This is a genomic window from Salinicola socius (assembly GCF_001937195.1).
In the GTDB taxonomy this organism is placed as follows: domain Bacteria; phylum Pseudomonadota; class Gammaproteobacteria; order Pseudomonadales; family Halomonadaceae; genus Salinicola; species Salinicola socius.
Genome location: NZ_MSDO01000005.1, coordinates 96,212 through 112,518, shown reverse-complemented (window position 1 = coordinate 112,518; position 16,307 = coordinate 96,212). Strand labels below are relative to the sequence as shown.

Genomic DNA, 16,307 nt, shown 5'->3' with positions numbered 1-16,307 from the left:
GCAAGCGATCAGGCGGCGGTCAGGTCGGAAAGATTGCGCACGATGGCCTGCTGGCCGAGCGGAATCTTGTAGCCGTTGTGGGCGTAGGCGATGGCATTCTCGAAAGCGAGCTTGGCGGCATCGGCAAAGAGCTGCTCGCTCGCGGCCCTGCCCTTCAGCGCCGCTTCCACCTCCGGCGCGCGCCACGGCTTGGTACCCACGCCGCCCATGGCCACGCGGGCATCCGCAATGGTGTCGCCATCCATCCGCACGATCACCGCGCTGGAGGCGAGGGCGAACTGATAGGACTGGCGGTCGCGCAGCTTGAGATAGGCCGAGCGGCTGCCCTCGAGCGGCGCGTCGAGAACGACGTGGGTGATCAGCTCACCCGGTTCCAGCGCGTGCTCTCGCGCCGGCGTCTTGCCGGGCAGCAGATGAAAGTCGGCGAAGTCGATCTCGCGCGCGCCTTCCGGCCCCTGAACCTCGACGGTGGCGCCGATCGCGGCCATCGCCACGCACATGTCCGAGGGATGCGTGGCGATGCAGGCGTCGCTGGTGCCCAGCACGGCGTGAACGGTGCGGTTGACGCCGCCGATCGCCGCGCAGCCGCTGCCGGGCTCGCGCTTGTTGCAGTCGGAAACCCCATCGCGGAAATAGGGACAGCGCACCCGCTGCATGACGTTGCCGCCGGTGGTGGCCTTGTTGCGCAGCTGCGTCGACGCACCCGCCAGTAGCGCCTGGGACAGCACGGCGTAGTCATCGACCACGCGCTTGTCCCGCGCCAGGGCGGTGTTGGTCACCATCGCGCCGATACGCAGGCGGCCATCGTCGAGTCGCTCGATCTCGTCGAGGGCGACACCGTTGATGTCGACGATCTTGTCGGGCTGCATGACGTCGAGCTTGACCAGATCCAGCAGCGTCGTACCGCCGGCGAGAAAGGAGATCTCGCGGTCGCTGCCGTGAGCCGCCACCGCCTGCTGCGCGCTGTCGGCGCGGGCGTATTCGAAATGTCTCATGCGTTGCCTCCCTTCACGGCGCCTCGAGCTGACTGGATCGCCGCCACGATGTTCTTGTAGGCGCCGCAGCGGCAGATATTGCCGCTCATCGCCTCGCGCACGTCAGCGTCACTCTTGCCGATGTCATCATCCTGGAGGATCGCCACCGCGCTCATCATCTGACCCGCCGTGCAGTAGCCACACTGGTAGGCATCGTGCTCGAGAAACGCCTGCTGAATGGGATGCGACTGGCCGTTCTTCTCCAGCCCTTCGACGGTGGTGATCTCGTCACCGTCATGGGTGACCGCCAGACTCAGACACGAATTGATCGCAGAGCCGTTGACCAGGATCGTGCAGGCACCGCATTGGCCGTGGTCGCAGCCCTTCTTGGTGCCGGTCAGCTCGAGCCCGTGACGCAGCGCATCGAGCAGAATCACGTTGGGCGTCACGTCTAGTTGCTGGCGCTGGCCGTTGACGGTGAGCGTGATGCGCTTTTTCCCCTCGGCAGGTGGCGCATCGGTCTGCGTTGCCGGCTGGTCCGGCGAGCCGGCGTAGCTCACCTGGGAGAGCGCCGGTGCCGCCGCCACTGCCAAGCCGGAGATACCGGCCGTCTGCAAGAAGCGACGGCGGGCGGGCGAACTCGGTTGCGCCGCGTGATCGTCGGGATCGTAGATGGCTACGCTCGAACTCGAACGCTGGTTATCGTCCATGGAATCGTCCTCATCAGTTTCTGCCCGGTCGTTTTCGTTATGGCTATCGGTATCGTTCGGATCGGGTGCGCCTCGCAGCGCGAGGCGACGAAGGCAGCGAGAATTCGCTGGCCGGGAAGTCGGTAGACGCCGTCGTGTCAGGCGACGGAGACTTTTTCACCGTAGGGGAGGAAACCAGGCGGTGCAAAGCCCGCCGGCGGATTCAGGAGTATCCCACCGCGATTGCGGAGAAATGGGCATGAAGAACGGCGTTTTCCACGACTAGCCTTTTTACCTACACTGCCGTATGTTTTCGCCATCTCCCGAGTCCGCCGCAAGGATGAAAGACATGATCGATTCACGGAAATTGGCCTGGCAGCTCGCGCTTGCCGCAGGCAGTGTCGCTATCAGCTCGGCGGTCCTCGCCGCACAGCCCGAGTGGGAAGGCACTGTCGGCGCCGGGGCGATCTACAGCCCGGACTATCTGGGCAGCGACGATTACGAATGGAACCCCTGGCCGACACTGGATGCCACTTACGGCGATACCTTCTTCGTCAGCGTCACCGACGGTATCGGCTGGAACGTGATCAAGCAGGACAACTGGAAGGTCGCACCGTTCATCGGCTACACCTTCGGGCGTGACGACACCGGCGACATCGATGACCTCGACAAGGTCGACGGCGGCGCCACCGCCGGGCTGCGCGTGAGCTATCTCGATGACGCGTGGCGCTACAGCGCAGCTGCGGAAACGCCGTTCACCGGCGATGTCGACGGCTACCGCGTCAAGTTCAAGGCGACTCACGTCACCAAACTCGGTGAGCGTGCGGCCTTTACCATCGGACCGCGCTTCGAGTACACCAGCGCCGCCTGGACGGACGACCTGTTCGGCGTCTCGCGCGGCGAGAGCGCGCGCTCCGGTATCGATGCCTATGATCCGGATGACGGCTATTTCGCCATCGGTGGCGACGCCTCGCTCAGCTATTACCTCACCCGGCAGTGGTCGATCACGGGTCTGGTCGGCGTCTCACGCCTGACCGGCGACGCCGCTGACAGCCCAATCGTCGATGATCTCGGCGATTCGACCCAGTGGCGGGCGGGAGCATTCATCAACTACCACTTCTAAATCGTAGAGACATAAAAGCGCCCGCCCCGGTGTCAGCCGGAGCGGGCGCTGTCGTTTTCCAGCGTAAAAAGCCTAACGGCGTTTGAGTTCGGCCCCGAACTCGAGCATGCGATCGAGCGGCACGAGGGCTCGCGCGGCGATGGCGGCATCGACGTGGATTTCCTGACCGCAGCCGTTGGCGTCTTCCAGCACCGCCAGCGTGTTCTCGAGCCCGTTCATCGCCATCCACGGACAGTTGGCGCAACTGCGACACGTCGCACCGTTGCCCGCCGTGGGCGCGGCCATGAAGGTCTTGCCGGGCATCAGTTGCTGCATCTTGTAGAAGATGCCGCGGTCGGTGGCGACGATGAAACTGGGGTTGTCGAGCTTCTGCGCGGCGACAATCAATTGTGAGGTGGAACCTACTACGTCGGCGATTTCCACCACCGACGCCGGTGATTCCGGATGCACGAGCACCGCGGCCTCCGGATGCAGCGCCTTGAGATCGAGAATGCCCTGCGCCTTGAACTCGTCGTGGACGATGCACTCGCCGTCCCAGCAGAGTACGTCGGCACCGGTGCGCTCGCGGACGTAGTTGCCCAAATGGCGGTCCGGCGCCCACAGGATCTTTTCGCCCTGCCGGTCGAGATGGTCGATCAGCTCGACCGCGATGGAAGACGTCACGACCCAGTCGGCGCGCGCCTTCACCGCCGCAGACGTATTGGCGTAGACCACCACGGTGCGATCCGGCTGCTGGTCGCAGAAGTCGGAAAAGGCATCGGCCGGACAGCCGATATCGAGCGAGCAGGTCGCTTCCAGCGTCGGCATCAGCACCCGTTTTTCCGGGCTCAGGATCTTGGCGGTCTCGCCCATGAAACGCACGCCGGCGACGATCAGCGTCGTCGCCGGGTGATCCTTGCCGAAGCGCGCCATTTCGAGTGAATCCGCCACGCAGCCGCCGGTGGCTTCCGCCAGCGCCTGGATCTCGGGATCGGTGTAGTAGTGCGCCACCAGTACCGCATTACGCGCCTTCAACTGCGCCGCGATACGCGCCCGATAGTGCGCTCGGGCACTATCGTCGAGCGTCGGCGGCGTGTTACCCGCCAAGTGCTCGCGAACCCGATCCCGTTCCAGCTCCGCCATCGCTTCGTCTCCGTCAGTCCTGCAGCCACTGGGTGTGGAACGTCCCTTCCCGATCGACACGCTTGTAGGTGTGGGCGCCAAAGAAGTCGCGCTGGGCCTGGATCAGGTTGGCTGGCAGTTTCTCGCTGCGATAGCTATCGTAGTAGGCGATCGCGGAGGAGAACGTGGGTACCGGGATGCCGTTCTGGACCGCATGAGAGATCACGTCCCGAAGCGCCGATTGATAGTTGCCGGCGATCTCGCCGAAGTACGGCGCCATCAGCAGGTTCTTGAGCTCGGGGTTCTCCTGGTAGGCGTCGGTGATCTTCTGCAGGAAGCGGGCGCGGATGATGCAGCCGGCGCGGAACAGCTTGGCGACCTCGCCGTAGTCGAGATTCCAGTCGTACTGCTCGGACGCCGCGCGCATCTGGGCGAAGCCCTGGGCGTAGGAGGCGATCTTGCTGAAGAACAGCGCCTTGCGCACCTTCTCGATGAACTCGGCCTTGTCGCCCTGGAGCGGCGTCTCCGCCGGCCCTTTCAGCACCTTGGCGGCTTCGACACGCTCGTCCTTCAGCGCCGAGATGAAGCGCGCGAAGACCGACTCGGTGATCAGCGGCAGCGGCACGCCGAGATCCAGCGCGCTCTTGCTGGTCCACTTGCCGGTGCCCTTCTGGCCCGCGGAGTCGAGGATGATGTCGACCACGTCCTGGTCGCTCTGGTCATCCTTCTTGGTGAAGATCCTGGCGGTGATATCGATCAGGTAGCTGTCGAGTTCGCCTTCGTTCCAGTCGCTGAAGATATCGGCCAGCTCGGCGTTCGACAGCCCCAGCGAGCCCTTGAGGATCGCGTAGGCTTCACTGATCAGCTGCATGTCGCCGTATTCGATGCCGTTGTGGACCATCTTGACGTAGTGGCCGGCGCCATCCGGGCCGACATAGGCCACGCAGGGCTCGCCGTCGTCGGCGCGCGCCGCGATCTCCTCGAGGATCGGCGCCACCATGTCGTAGGCTTCCTTCTGACCGCCCGGCATGATCGACGGGCCTTTCAGCGCGCCCTCCTCGCCACCAGAGACACCGGTGCCGATGAAGTTGAAGCCCGCTTCCGAGAGCTCCTTGTTGCGCCGGATGGTGTCCTCGAACGGGGTGTTGCCGCCGTCGATGAGGATATCGCCCTGGTCCAGATGCGGCGTCAGCGACGCGATCGTCTTGTCGGTGGCATCGCCCGCCTTGACCATCAGCAGGATGCGGCGCGGCGTTTCCAGCGACGCGACGAACTCCTCGACGCTGTAGAACGGCACCAGCTTGCTGTCGGGATTTTCCTGCATCACTTCATCGGTCTTCTCCCGCGAGCGGTTGAAGATCGACACCGTGTAGTCGCGGCTCTCGATGTTGAGCGCCAGATTGCGTCCCATGACGGCCATGCCGACGACACCGATTTGCTGTTTGGCCATTACCTTGTGCTCCTTGCGAAAATAAAGCCGTCACGCGGCGATAAACGATACGTCAATGTAAGTCGAATCCGTACAGGTCGAACCAGTGTAAGGCAGCCGGGCGCAGGTTTCAGTGCGCTTCGTCCCAGTTCGCCCCACTGTTGGCCTCCACGATCAGCGGCACGTTGAGCTGGGCGGCGTTCTGCATCCGCCCACTGATGGCGCCGAGGAAGTCCTGCGTCTGGCTCTCCTTGACCTCGAACACCAGTTCATCGTGAACCTGCATCACCATCCAGGCGTCGAACGCCGCCTGCCCCTGGGCCGGGTTGAGCCAATGATGCACGTCGATCATCGCCAGCTTGATGATATCCGCGGCGGTGCCCTGCATCGGCGCGTTGATCGCGGTGCGCTCGGCGGCCTGACGCCGGGCGTGGTTCTGGGCCTTGATCTCCGGCAGATAGAGGCGCCGACCGAACACGGTCTCGACGAAGCCGTCTTCGCCGGCCTGGGCGCGGATGTTGTCCATGAACCTGGCGACGCCCGGATAACGGTCGAAGTAGCGATCGATATAGACCTTGGCCTGCTTGGCCTCGATATGCAGCTGCCTGGAGAGACCCCAGGCGCTCATGCCGTAGATCAGGCCGAAGTTGATCGCCTTGGCGCTGCGGCGCTGATCGGTGGTGACCTTGTCCAGCGCGACGCCGAAGACCTCGGCGGCGGTAGCGACGTGAATGTCGCGATCGTTGGCGAAGGCGTCCAGCAGTCCCTTGTCGTCGGAAAGATGCGCCATGATTCGCAGCTCGATCTGCGAGTAGTCCGCCGCGACGATCCGGTAGCCGTCGCGGGCCACGAACGCCTGACGGATCTTGCGGCCCTCTTCCGTTCGGATCGGGATGTTCTGCAGGTTCGGGTCGGACGACGACAGCCGCCCGGTCGCCGTCACCGCCTGGTGGTAGCTGGTGTGCAGCCGGCCGGTCATCGGATTGACCAGCCGCGGCAATTTGTCGGTATAGGTCGACTTGAGCTTGGTCATGCCGCGATGCGACATGATCAGCTTGGGCAGCGGGAAGTCCAGCGCCAGCTCCTCGAGCACCGCTTCCGCCGTGCTCGGCGCCCCCTTGGGGGTCTTCTTGATCACCGGGATCTTCTGCTCCTCGAACAGAATCTCCGCCAGCTGCTTGGGCGAACCGAGGTTGAACTCCTTGCCGGCGAGCTCGAACGCCTCACGCTCCAGCTCGCGAATGCGTCCTTCGAGCTCCTGGCTCTGGGTGTGCAGGCGCGTGGCGTCCAGCGCCACGCCATTGCGCTCGATATGCGAGAGCACCGGAATCAGCGGCCGCTCGAGGGTATCGAGCACCTCGGCCAGACGTCCGGCTTCCTCCACCTTGGGCCGCAACGCCTGGTGCAGGCGCAGGGTGATATCGACGTCCTCGCAGGCGTAGGGCACGGCTTCTTCGAGCGCGATCTGGTTGAAGGTCAGCTGCTTGACGCCCTTGCCGGCGATATCCACGAAGCTGATGGTCTTCTCGCCGAGATACTTGAGCGCCAGCGAATCCATGTCATGCCGGGTGGCGGTAGAGTTCAGCACGTAGGATTCGAGCATGGTGTCGTTCAACGCGCCGGCGACCCGAATCTGATAGCGCGCCAGCACCGAGATATCGTACTTGAGATTCTGGCCGATCTTGGCGATCGCCGGATCTTCCAGCAGCGGCTTGAGCGCCGCCAGTACCGCCGTTCGGTCGAGCTGCGCCGGCGCGTCGAGATAGTCGTGGCCGACCGGGATGTAGGCCGCCTCGCCGGGTACCAGCGACAGGCCGATACCGACGATATCGGCTTCCATGTAGTTGAGACTGGTGGTCTCGAGATCGAAACAGAACGCGTCGCTGGCTGTCAGCCGTTCGAGCCAGGCGTCGAATTCCGCCTGGGTCAGCAGCGTCTGGTCGTGACGTGCCGGCTTGGCCAGCGTCACGTCTTCGTCGATTTCCGATGTGCCGGCGTTCTCGGCCCCCACATCATCAACGCCTTCGTCCCGGCCCTCTAGCAGTTCGGTCAGCCAGTTCTTGAACTCGAGCCGCTGATAGAGCGACTTCAGTACCTCGCGATCGGGTTCGGCCAGATGCAGGTCGTCGAGCCCCACCGGCAGCTCGCAGTCGGTCTTGATCGTCGCCAGCTGGTAGGAAAGGAAGGCCTGCTCGCGGTTCTCCTCCAGCTTTTTCGGCATCGTCTTGGCGCCACGAAAACTCAACGTCGTGACTTTTTCCAGGTCGGCATAGATCGCATCCAGCCCCCCACCGATGCCCTGCAGCAGCCCCAGCGCCGTCTTGCCACCGACGCCGGGGACGCCGGGAATGTTGTCGACCTTGTCACCCATCAGCGCCAGATAATCGATGATCAACGAGGGCGGAATGCCGAACTTGGCCTCGACGCCGGCAACGTCGAGCGTCTCGCCCTTCATGGTGTTGACCAGGGTGATGTGCTGATTGACCAGCTGGGCCATGTCCTTGTCGCCGGTGGAGATCACCGCGTCGCGGCCGGATTCGGTGGCCAGTCGTGCCAGCGTGCCGATCACGTCATCCGCCTCGACGCCTTCGATGCACAAAAGCGGCAGGCCGAGCGCGCGGACGCAGTCGTGCAGCGGCTCGACCTGCGGGCGAAGGTCGTCCGGCATCGGCGGGCGGTGGGCCTTGTACTCGGCGTAGATCTCGTCGCGGAAGGTCTTGCCCTTGGCGTCGAACACCACCGCCATGGGGCTCTGCGGGTACTGCTTGATCAGGCTCTTGAGCATCGAGAGCACCCCGCGCACAGCGCCGGTCGGCTGCCCGTCGGAGGTGGAGAGCGGCGGCAGCGCGTGAAAGGCGCGGTAGAGATAGGACGATCCGTCGACGAGGACGATGGGGGCATCTGCCATGAGCTGCGTGATCCGTGGCTGGCTTTCGATGCCCACATGATACGCAAGCCACGGCTCGGCGTCAGGGCATCGGTCGATGCGTCGGTCGGGCATCGGGCCATCAACCGGATCATGCGTCCGGCCGGGGGAACGCGATACAATGGGACGATTCAGGTTCCGGTCAGATCCCGGTGGATCCCCAACCCACAGCGAGCGAAGGAGTCTGCGATGAGAATGTGGTCGCGAACGAACTCGTGGTCGCCAATGACCTCATGGCCACGAATGAAGCTGTGGCTGCCCGTCCTGCTGACGGCGCTGCTGGTCGGCGGCGTCTCGTTGCCTGCCCTGGCCCAGTCCGCGGTGCGGCCCAGCATTACCTCCCACCACGACGGTCAGCGCACGATCGACGAGTACCGCGTCAACGGCAAGCTCTATGCGATTCGTATCGTCCCCGGCGGTGGCAACGACAAGGGCGCCATCTATTTTCTCTACGACGACAATGGCGACGGCGACTTCAAGCGCGTCGACGCGCCCAGCGTGCCGGTCCCCGACTGGGTTCAGAACGATTGACGACGAGCGCGGGGCGCCTGGACATCGAACGCGGCGTCTGCCCGGTAGCCAATAGCCGGTGGGAGCGCGCTCCGCTAGCCGCTACAATGCGCGCTGCTTTTTCATCCTGCGGTTTTTCATCAGCGGTTTTTTATCACTAATGTCCGCCCCAGACTCCGAGATCCCATGGCCGTATTCACCCCGTTGAGCGACGATCAGGTCGCCGAGTTTCTCGAACGCTACACCGTCGGCCGCCTGCAGACGCTCAAGGGCGTGCCGCAGGGCACCGAGAACAGCACCTTCTTCGTCACCACCGACCAGAACGACTGGGTACTGACGCTGTTCGAACAGGGGGGATTCGAGGATCTGCCGTTCTTCGTCGAACTGCTGGATTACCTGGCCGAGCGACAGCTGCCGGTGCCGGGTCCGGTTCACGATCGCGACGGCGTCGCGCTGCAGCGCCTGGCCGGCCGCCCCGCCCTGCTGTTTCCGCGCATGCCGGGCAGCCACCCCAGCGCCCCGAACCTGGTTCAGTGTGCCGCACTCGGCGATACCCTGGGTCGGATGCATCAGGCCTCGCAGCACTTCACCGGCGAACGTGCCAATCCGCGGGATCTCGACTGGCTCACGCGGCGTCATCGCGAAGTGCTGCCGTTTCTGTCGGACGACGACCAAGCGCTGATGAGCCGCGAGATTGCCGGCCATGCCCAGGCGTTCGCCGATATCGCGTTGCCGCAGGGTGCGATCCACGGCGACCTGTTCCGGGATAACACGCTCTATGACGGCGACCGGCTCGGCGGCATCATCGACTTCTACAATGGCTGCACCGGCGATCTGCTGTTCGATCTGGCGATCGTGATCAACGACTGGACCAGCGATGCCGACGGCGACATCGACGAGGCGCGCTACGCCGCCATCCTCGGCGCCTATCTCGCGCATCGCCCGCTGACCGAGCAGGAACGAAAGCTGTGGCCGAACATGCTGCGGCTGACGGCGCTGCGCTACTGGCTGTCGCGGCTGCTGGTGATCCATGTCGATCCGCCGGCCCACGACATCACGCCCCACGACCCGGCGCGCTTTCGCATGTTGCTGGGCAGACGGCTCGACGGCCGCGTGCCGGCGCTGCCCCTCGCCGGCGAATGATCGTGGTTTTCACCTCAAAGGCTTTACCGATGGCGACTTTCGACTAGCTTTTCCCTGACATTCAGTGGTCGTAGCGTTCCCGCGCCGTCATAATGCGCGCCATTCGCGTTCCCGGCCTTTTCGTCACCATTCACGCCGGGGGCTATCTGTTTTCTGTTTTGTTGCCGGCCGACCGGAGAGCGTCATGACGAATCCTTCACCCGCTGCACGGGCTCGCCGTACCTACAATATCGATCAGTGGGGCAGCGGCTATTTCGATGTCGATGACGAGGGCCGCACGCTGGTCCGCCCGCTGGGCAGTGAAGTTCCCGGCCCGACACTGGTACTCGACACCCTGGTCGATCGCCTGCGCGACGCCGGGCTGCGCCTGCCGGTGCTGGTGCGCTTCATCGACATTCTTCACGATCGCGTCGAACAGCTCTGCATGGCCTTCGATCACGCGATGAAGGAGGAGGATTACCAGAGCAGCTACACGGCGGTCTATCCGATCAAGGTCAACCAGCAGCGCCGCGTGGTCGAGGAGATTCTCGCCACCCAGGAGCGCGGTCGCGGTCGTGTCGGGCTGGAAGCGGGCAGCAAGCCGGAACTGATGGCGGTTCTCGCCCTTTCCGGCGACGAAGGCTCGTCGCTGATCGTCTGCAACGGCTACAAGGATCGCGAGTACATTCGTCTCGCATTGATGGGCGAGAAGCTGGGCCACAAGGTCTATCTGGTGGTCGAGAAGTACTCGGAGCTGAGCCTGATTCTGGAAGAGGCCGAAAACCTCAAGGTCAAACCGCGCATCGGTCTGCGTGCGCGGCTCTCTTCCGTGGGCAAGGGCAAGTGGCAGGATACCGGCGGCGAAAAGTCCAAGTTCGGCCTCACCGCCAGCCAGCTGCTGGCGATCACCGAACGCCTGCGCAAGGCAGACGCGCTGGATTGCCTGCAGCTGGTGCACTTCCACCTCGGCTCGCAAATCGCCAATATTCGCGATATCCAGCGGGGGCTGCGCGAATGCGCCCGCTTCTATCACAGCCTGCGCGAACTCGGCGCGCCGATCGATACGGTGGATGTCGGCGGTGGCCTCGGCGTGGATTACGAAGGCACCCGCTCGCAAAGCTTCTGCTCGATCAACTATTCGATGCAGGAGTACGCCACCAACGTGGTGTGGGCCTTCCGCCAGATCTGCGAGACCCACAACCTGCCGCACCCACAGTTGATCTCGGAATCCGGCCGCGCGCTGACCGCGCATCACGCGGTGCTGGTCACCAACGTGATCGGCGAGGAGCGCCTGGGCCATATCGAGCCGGAGCGTCGGGTCGAGGGCGATGCCCACGTCGCCGAGCTGTGGCGCGTCTACGACCGGCTCGAAGGCATGCGCGAACCGCGCGATCTGGTCGAGGCCTACCACGATGTGGTCCAGGCGGTCGGCGAACTGCAGGATCGTTTCGTGCTGGGGCTGGCCAACATGCATGCCCGCGCCGAGGGCGAGTCGGTCTATTTCGCCGCCTGCCAGCGCCTGCACAAGCGTCTCGACAACCGTAATCGCGCGCATCGGGAAATCGCCGACGAACTGGCCGAAAAGCTCGCCGACAAGCTGTTCGCCAACTTCTCGCTGTTCCAGTCGCTGCCGGACGTCTGGGGGATCGATCAGGTCTTCCCGGTGCTGCCGCTGACCGGCCTGGATCGCGAACCGACCCGGCGTGGCGTGATTCAGGACATCACCTGCGATTCCGACGGCCGGATCGATCTCTACGTCGACGGCCAGGGGCTCGAGAGCACGCTGCCGCTGCCGGAGTGGGACGACGACGACGACAAGCTCATCGGGCTGTTTCTGGTCGGCGCGTATCAGGAGATTCTCGGCGACCTGCACAACCTGTTCGGCGACACCGACTCGGTCGACGTGGCCCTCGACGAGAACGGCGAATGGCGCCTTTCTCACGTCCAGCAGGGTGATGCCGTCGCCGATGTGCTCGGCTACGTCAACTTCGATGCCGAAGCGCTCAAGCAGAAACTTACCGAGCAACTGATCGCCAGCTCCCTGTCCGTCGAGGAGCGCGAGCTGTTCGTGAACGAACTGTCGGAGGGCCTCAGCGGCTATACCTACCTGGAGTGATGGGCCGCGACATCATCGGCTTGCCCCGAAACGAAAAAACCGCGACATCGTCGCGGTTTTTTTGCTCTTCGCCGAACCTAGCGCGTGCGCGTACCGACATCCAGCCCCAGCGATAGCGACAGCCCCAGCACGGCGTCGCGTGGCAGCTGGCCGACACCCGCCGGCGTGCCGGTCAGGATCACGTCGCCCGGCTCGAGCGTGAAGGTGCGGGTCATCTCCTCGAGCAGCGCCGGAATGGCGAAGAGCATATCGCTGGTCTGGCCGCTCTGCTGGCGCTTGCCATTGATATCGAGATGGAAGGTGACCGCGTTCCAGTCGACATCGCCCTCCACCGGTACGAAGCGCGAGATCGGGCAGGCACCGTCGAAGGCCTTGGCCCGTTCCCACGGATGCCCTTTCTCCTTGAGCTGGGATTGCACGTCGCGCAGCGTCAGATCCAGCGCCAGCCCCGCCCCGATCACGCCGCTCATCGCCTCGTCTGCGCTCACTTCGCTCATGCGCTCGCCGATCAGCAGTGCCAGTTCCGTCTCGAAATGAACCTCACCATGCGCGAACTGGCGCTCGATCGGGTCTTCCAGCTCGACGGCGCTGGTCGATGGCTTGATGAACAGGATAGGCGACTGAGGAACCGGGTTGTTGAGCTCCTTGGCGTGTTCGGCGTAGTTGCGCCCCACGCAGAGGATCTTGCCCAGCGGCAGACCGGTCTCGAGACCGTCGATGAATCGGGTGGTGAAAGGCATGTCGAACTCCAGAGCAATGGCGATGACCGTTGAGAATCTCTAAATGGAAACCCAGCTTCCAAGACAATCGAACCGCTTGACGCAAAAAAGCCGCCGCTGGCGGCAACTCATCGAGTCTACCTCCAACGGCGGCTTGTGGCATCTGCCCGGCCAGCCGGGAGTCACTGACGTTCAATGACTCTCGGCACCACCGCCAGGCGCCAGCTCAGTGCGTGTCCTGCTGCGGTGTCCACACCTCGTCCGGCTGATGCGCCAGGAACGACGGACGCTGCTTTCTGGCGCCGAAAGGCTGCACGCAGGCATTGTCGCGACGGTTGTAGACGAAGAACGCATTGCTGCGCGGGTCCGGCGACATGTTGGCATTGGAACCATGCAGCGCGTTGCAATCGAACAGCAGCAGCCCGCCGGCGGCGCCGGTCGGCGCTTCGATGCCGCGTTGCTTGATCAACTCGCGCAGCGCATCGTTGCTCGGCACGCCGAGCTCCTGCTGCTTCAGCGACTGCTTGTGGTTGTCGTCCGGCGTCTCGCCCAGGCAGTGCACGAACACCTTGTGCGAACCGGGAATCAGCATCAGCGGGCCGTTGAAATGATGGTTATCCGTCAACACGATGGAGGCGCTGACGGCATGCATCTCCGGCATGCCGTCTTCGGCGTGCCAGGTCTCGAAGTCCGAGTGCCAGTTGAAGCCCTTGCCGTGAAAGCCGGGCTTGTAGTTGATGCGCGACTGGTGCACGTAGACGTCGCCGCCGACGATCTGTCGCGCACGGCCCATCAGGCGCTCGTCTTTCGCCAGTTCATCGTAGCGCCGGGACAGATGGTGGATCGCGAACAGCGAGCGGATCTCGTGGCTCTGCGGCTCGGTGATCGAGAAGTCGCGATCACGGAAGTCGTCCCGGTCGAGCATGATCGCGAGCTCTTTCCGCAACTCGTCGAGTTCGGACTCGCCCAGAAAATTGGGCTCGAAAAGGAAACCGTCGCGTTCGAAACGGTTCAACTGAGCGTCGCTCAACGGGCCATCGAGATGGCGGCCCTTGACGACCTCCTCTTGACGCGGCTGCCAGAGCGCTTCCTGCGGCTGGCGTAAACGTGTCGGATAGCGATCCTGCTTCGTCCACGTGGCGTCTCGAGTTTTGGGGGATGCGGTCTGTACTGACATCCAATCACCTCCAAGTTTGTGATCAGGGTTCAGATCCAGTCCTACGTGCGATGCACTAAAGGGATAGTGCTTTGCGATAGTGCGTCGCACTAAACTTGCTTAGGAAAGGGTCAAAGGATCCTCAGTTATCTTCCAAAGGGATACTCATCCTAGAAAAGCGTTCGGGAATTTCAATACTCCGACAGTCTGAATCGCCGGCGCCTTTCCAGAGGGTGTTCACGGTGACAGTCACCGATCACGGCCACGATAACGTAAATCAATTAATGCCGAATTGTCGTCAGACCCAATCTCATGCCGACCCGATCCCGAATGGCGCTTTCATCATCGGGTCATACGGCGACGCCACACTACGGCCGCCAGGCGGCGGCCATGCGCTTCTCCCGCCCTCGCCGTTTCTTCCTCAACCTTCAGGGGATGCGCCATGATTCGCGTCACGCTCGATCTCACCTGTTCGATCTGCGATCACGACCAGTTCTTCCTCCCGGTGCGCGCCGAGGAGATACAGCAGATTCGCTGCGCCAACTGCACCGCGTTCAAGTGCTATTCGGCCGACCTGGAAAACACCATGATCGCCCTGAATCGGGATAGAAACAGCAGGGATAGCAGTAGTCGAGATAGCAACAGCCGGGATGAAAGGCACCCTTCCAGAAAGGAACGGTTGCGGCAGGATCGCGCCAACGCCGCCTGAGCGTCGGCGCTGCAAAAGCATCAGTGGCGCAAAGTGTCAGCGTCGGGCAACTCGCGTGCCCCTCAATGTTTCGATAACGACGTCTCTTCATTACCGCGCGCTTTATCCGCTTGCCCGGCAACGTTTCGCCTGCCAGCGCGAGCATTCGGCAACTTGCGTGCCGTGGGCTCCCAGTCGTGATAAGGCCGCATCGGCTTGACCACCTCGTCCCGATAGAACGAGACGAAGGGCGCGGCGATCAGAGGCGGGGCGGCCTTGGGCACATCCCCGAAGTGGCAGCGGAAATTGGCGCAGTTCATCGGCGCTTGCGCGTCCGCCCCACTGCCCCAGGCAACGCTTCCCATCAGGCTTGCGTTCATCACGCAGACAACGGTCATGCAGTATCCGAGGGTTTTCATGGCATCCCCGCCTTGTCGATCCGCCAGTGTCGACCCGCCGCTCGAACGGAAATCGTGACGAAAACCCCGAGTGTAGAGAGAGCCACGCCCCGCCGCCGCCTGAAAGGTGTCATACCGGGAATGCGAGAAGCGTGAGCCCCCGTGAAGAGAGCGGGTTTACCACCAGTGCAGCGGGTAGCGCCGATGCCGCGCCAGATTGTTGATCAGCACCGCGATCAGCACCATCAGCACACAGCCGGTCGCCACCGGAAAGAACGCGTAGGACCAGCCCAGCGTGTGCAGCTCCTGAGAGCCGATCACCGCGATCAACGCCGTCGCGCCGCCCGGCGGATGGAGCGTATGGGTCATCTGCATGAGCAGGATGGAGGTGGAGACCGCCACCGCCGCCGCGATCCAGCTATCGCCCAGCAGTTTCCACACCAGCACACCGCACAGCGCCGACAGCACATTGCCGAACAGCACGTTGCGCGGCTGGGCCAGCGGGCTTTCCGGCGCCGCGTAGAGCAGCACCGAGGTCGCGCCGAAGGAGCCGACCATCAACAATGCGTGCGCCTGGAGCGACTGCGAGCTCAGCCAACCCACGCCGGCCATACCCAGAAACGCCCCCAGCCAGGACCAGATCGCATCGCGCCAGTCCGGTGCCGGTCGGCTCGGTGGCGAGCCCTTCATCTTGCCGAGATATCGTTTGACCATCGTGGTGCCAAAGCCGGTAAAAAAGGAGCGCTATCTTGCCACCGGGTGACGATCTCACCAAATGGCGTTTGGCGATGGATTTAGCGTGCGACGCTGCAGCCTGATTCTCGCTGCTACGGTTTATCGCCCTACTGGCAGACCGAGGGATATGGCATTCCATTTGGCATCGAAGAGTACGAGCAGACGGCAGAGGTGATCGATAAGCTCAAGGGCAAGGCGATCATCAGCCTCAACGACCACCCCGACATCCGGCGGATGTTCGCCGGGTACCATATCGAGAGCACCGACATCCGCTACACATCGCATTGGGTCTAATGCTGGAAAGCCGAGGTGCCAAGTAGAGCGCAAGCAAGGTCAAGGAGAGCAGGCTGGCAGGAGGCCAAATCCGATACCAACACTTTGTTGACGAAATAGAGGCCAGACACGAAAAAACCGCTGAAAGCGGTATTGGGGATGTACGTAAGTGATTAACAACGAGGGAAAACCTGGTGCCGGTAAGTGGACTCGAACCACCGACCTACGCATTACGAATGCAAGTGCACTATGCCGAGAAATGCGGGCTACAGCTGACGGGATCAGTATTCATGGTCCTTGACCGCTAACCTGACAAGTCGCCGGTGGTCGCTTTTTGGCACACCGACT

The 16,307-nt window shown here is 63.2% G+C and carries 15 protein-coding genes; 6 read left to right on the top strand and 9 right to left on the bottom strand.

The window, feature by feature from the left end:
• Positions 1-8 precede the first annotated feature (8 nt).
• The gene (locus BTW07_RS05860) at positions 9-995 is read right to left on the bottom strand and encodes an FAD binding domain-containing protein (protein WP_075569233.1); all 987 of its coding nucleotides are present in this window, start codon (positions 993-995) and stop codon (positions 9-11) included.
• The gene (locus BTW07_RS05855; RefSeq protein WP_075569232.1) at positions 992-1,684 is read right to left on the bottom strand and encodes a (2Fe-2S)-binding protein; all 693 of its coding nucleotides are present in this window, start codon (positions 1,682-1,684) and stop codon (positions 992-994) included. The genes BTW07_RS05860 and BTW07_RS05855 overlap by 4 nt, the downstream gene beginning before the upstream one ends.
• Positions 1,685-2,012: 328 nt before the next feature.
• Here BTW07_RS05855 and BTW07_RS05850 point away from each other — a divergent pair, with 328 nt between their 5' ends.
• On the top strand, positions 2,013-2,786 hold the full coding sequence (locus BTW07_RS05850; protein WP_075569231.1) for a MipA/OmpV family protein: 774 nt from the start codon (positions 2,013-2,015) through the stop codon (positions 2,784-2,786).
• Positions 2,787-2,858: 72 nt separating this feature from the next.
• Here BTW07_RS05850 and nadA read toward each other — a convergent pair whose 3' ends face one another.
• The 3 genes from nadA to polA form a co-directional block, all read right to left on the bottom strand.
• Positions 2,859-3,908: a quinolinate synthase NadA gene (gene nadA, locus BTW07_RS05845; RefSeq protein ID WP_075569230.1), complete on the bottom strand. Its 1,050-nt coding sequence runs from the start codon at positions 3,906-3,908 to the stop codon at positions 2,859-2,861.
• Between the two features lie 13 nt (positions 3,909-3,921).
• Positions 3,922-5,337 (bottom strand): NADP-dependent phosphogluconate dehydrogenase, encoded by a 1,416-nt coding sequence (gene gndA / locus BTW07_RS05840; protein ID WP_075569229.1) that lies wholly within the window; start codon positions 5,335-5,337, stop codon positions 3,922-3,924.
• A gap of 109 nt (positions 5,338-5,446) precedes the next feature.
• Positions 5,447-8,224, bottom strand: coding sequence for a DNA polymerase I (polA, locus tag BTW07_RS05835; RefSeq protein WP_075569303.1), 2,778 nt, complete (start codon positions 8,222-8,224; stop codon positions 5,447-5,449).
• Positions 8,225-8,467: 243 nt separating this feature from the next.
• Here polA and BTW07_RS05830 point away from each other — a divergent pair, with 243 nt between their 5' ends.
• From BTW07_RS05830 to speA, 3 genes are all read left to right on the top strand, one after another.
• A complete protein-coding gene (locus tag BTW07_RS05830; RefSeq protein ID WP_244158313.1) occupies positions 8,468-8,773 on the top strand; it encodes a DUF2782 domain-containing protein in 306 nt (101 codons plus the stop codon).
• Positions 8,774-8,938: 165 nt separating this feature from the next.
• Positions 8,939-9,895, top strand: a complete 957-nt coding sequence (locus BTW07_RS05825; RefSeq protein ID WP_075569227.1) for a homoserine kinase — start codon at positions 8,939-8,941, stop codon at positions 9,893-9,895.
• A 184-nt stretch (positions 9,896-10,079) separates the two neighbouring features.
• Positions 10,080-11,990, top strand: coding sequence for a biosynthetic arginine decarboxylase (gene speA / locus BTW07_RS05820; protein ID WP_075569226.1), 1,911 nt, complete (start codon positions 10,080-10,082; stop codon positions 11,988-11,990).
• Between the two features lie 77 nt (positions 11,991-12,067).
• On the opposite strand, the gene BTW07_RS05815 is transcribed toward speA, so the two are convergent.
• Entirely contained in the window at positions 12,068-12,730 is a 663-nt protein-coding gene (locus BTW07_RS05815; RefSeq protein ID WP_075569225.1) for a fumarylacetoacetate hydrolase family protein, read from the bottom strand.
• Positions 12,731-12,935: 205 nt separating this feature from the next.
• On the bottom strand, positions 12,936-13,886 hold the full coding sequence (gene thpD / locus BTW07_RS05810; RefSeq protein ID WP_075569224.1) for an ectoine hydroxylase: 951 nt from the start codon (positions 13,884-13,886) through the stop codon (positions 12,936-12,938).
• Between the two features lie 421 nt (positions 13,887-14,307).
• Here thpD and BTW07_RS05805 point away from each other — a divergent pair, with 421 nt between their 5' ends.
• Positions 14,308-14,574: a hypothetical protein gene (locus BTW07_RS05805; protein WP_075569223.1), complete on the top strand. Its 267-nt coding sequence runs from the start codon at positions 14,308-14,310 to the stop codon at positions 14,572-14,574.
• Positions 14,575-14,636: 62 nt separating this feature from the next.
• Here BTW07_RS05805 and BTW07_RS05800 read toward each other — a convergent pair whose 3' ends face one another.
• Positions 14,637-14,972: a hypothetical protein gene (locus BTW07_RS05800; RefSeq protein ID WP_075569222.1), complete on the bottom strand. Its 336-nt coding sequence runs from the start codon at positions 14,970-14,972 to the stop codon at positions 14,637-14,639.
• Between the two features lie 156 nt (positions 14,973-15,128).
• Positions 15,129-15,665, bottom strand: coding sequence for an HPP family protein (locus BTW07_RS05795; RefSeq protein WP_075569221.1), 537 nt, complete (start codon positions 15,663-15,665; stop codon positions 15,129-15,131).
• Positions 15,666-15,857: 192 nt separating this feature from the next.
• On the opposite strand from BTW07_RS05795, the gene BTW07_RS20260 reads away from it, so the two are divergent.
• Complete coding sequence (locus BTW07_RS20260; protein WP_279626529.1) at positions 15,858-15,980, top strand: hypothetical protein; 123 nt, start codon at positions 15,858-15,860, stop codon at positions 15,978-15,980.
• The last annotated feature ends 327 nt before the right edge of the window (positions 15,981-16,307 follow it).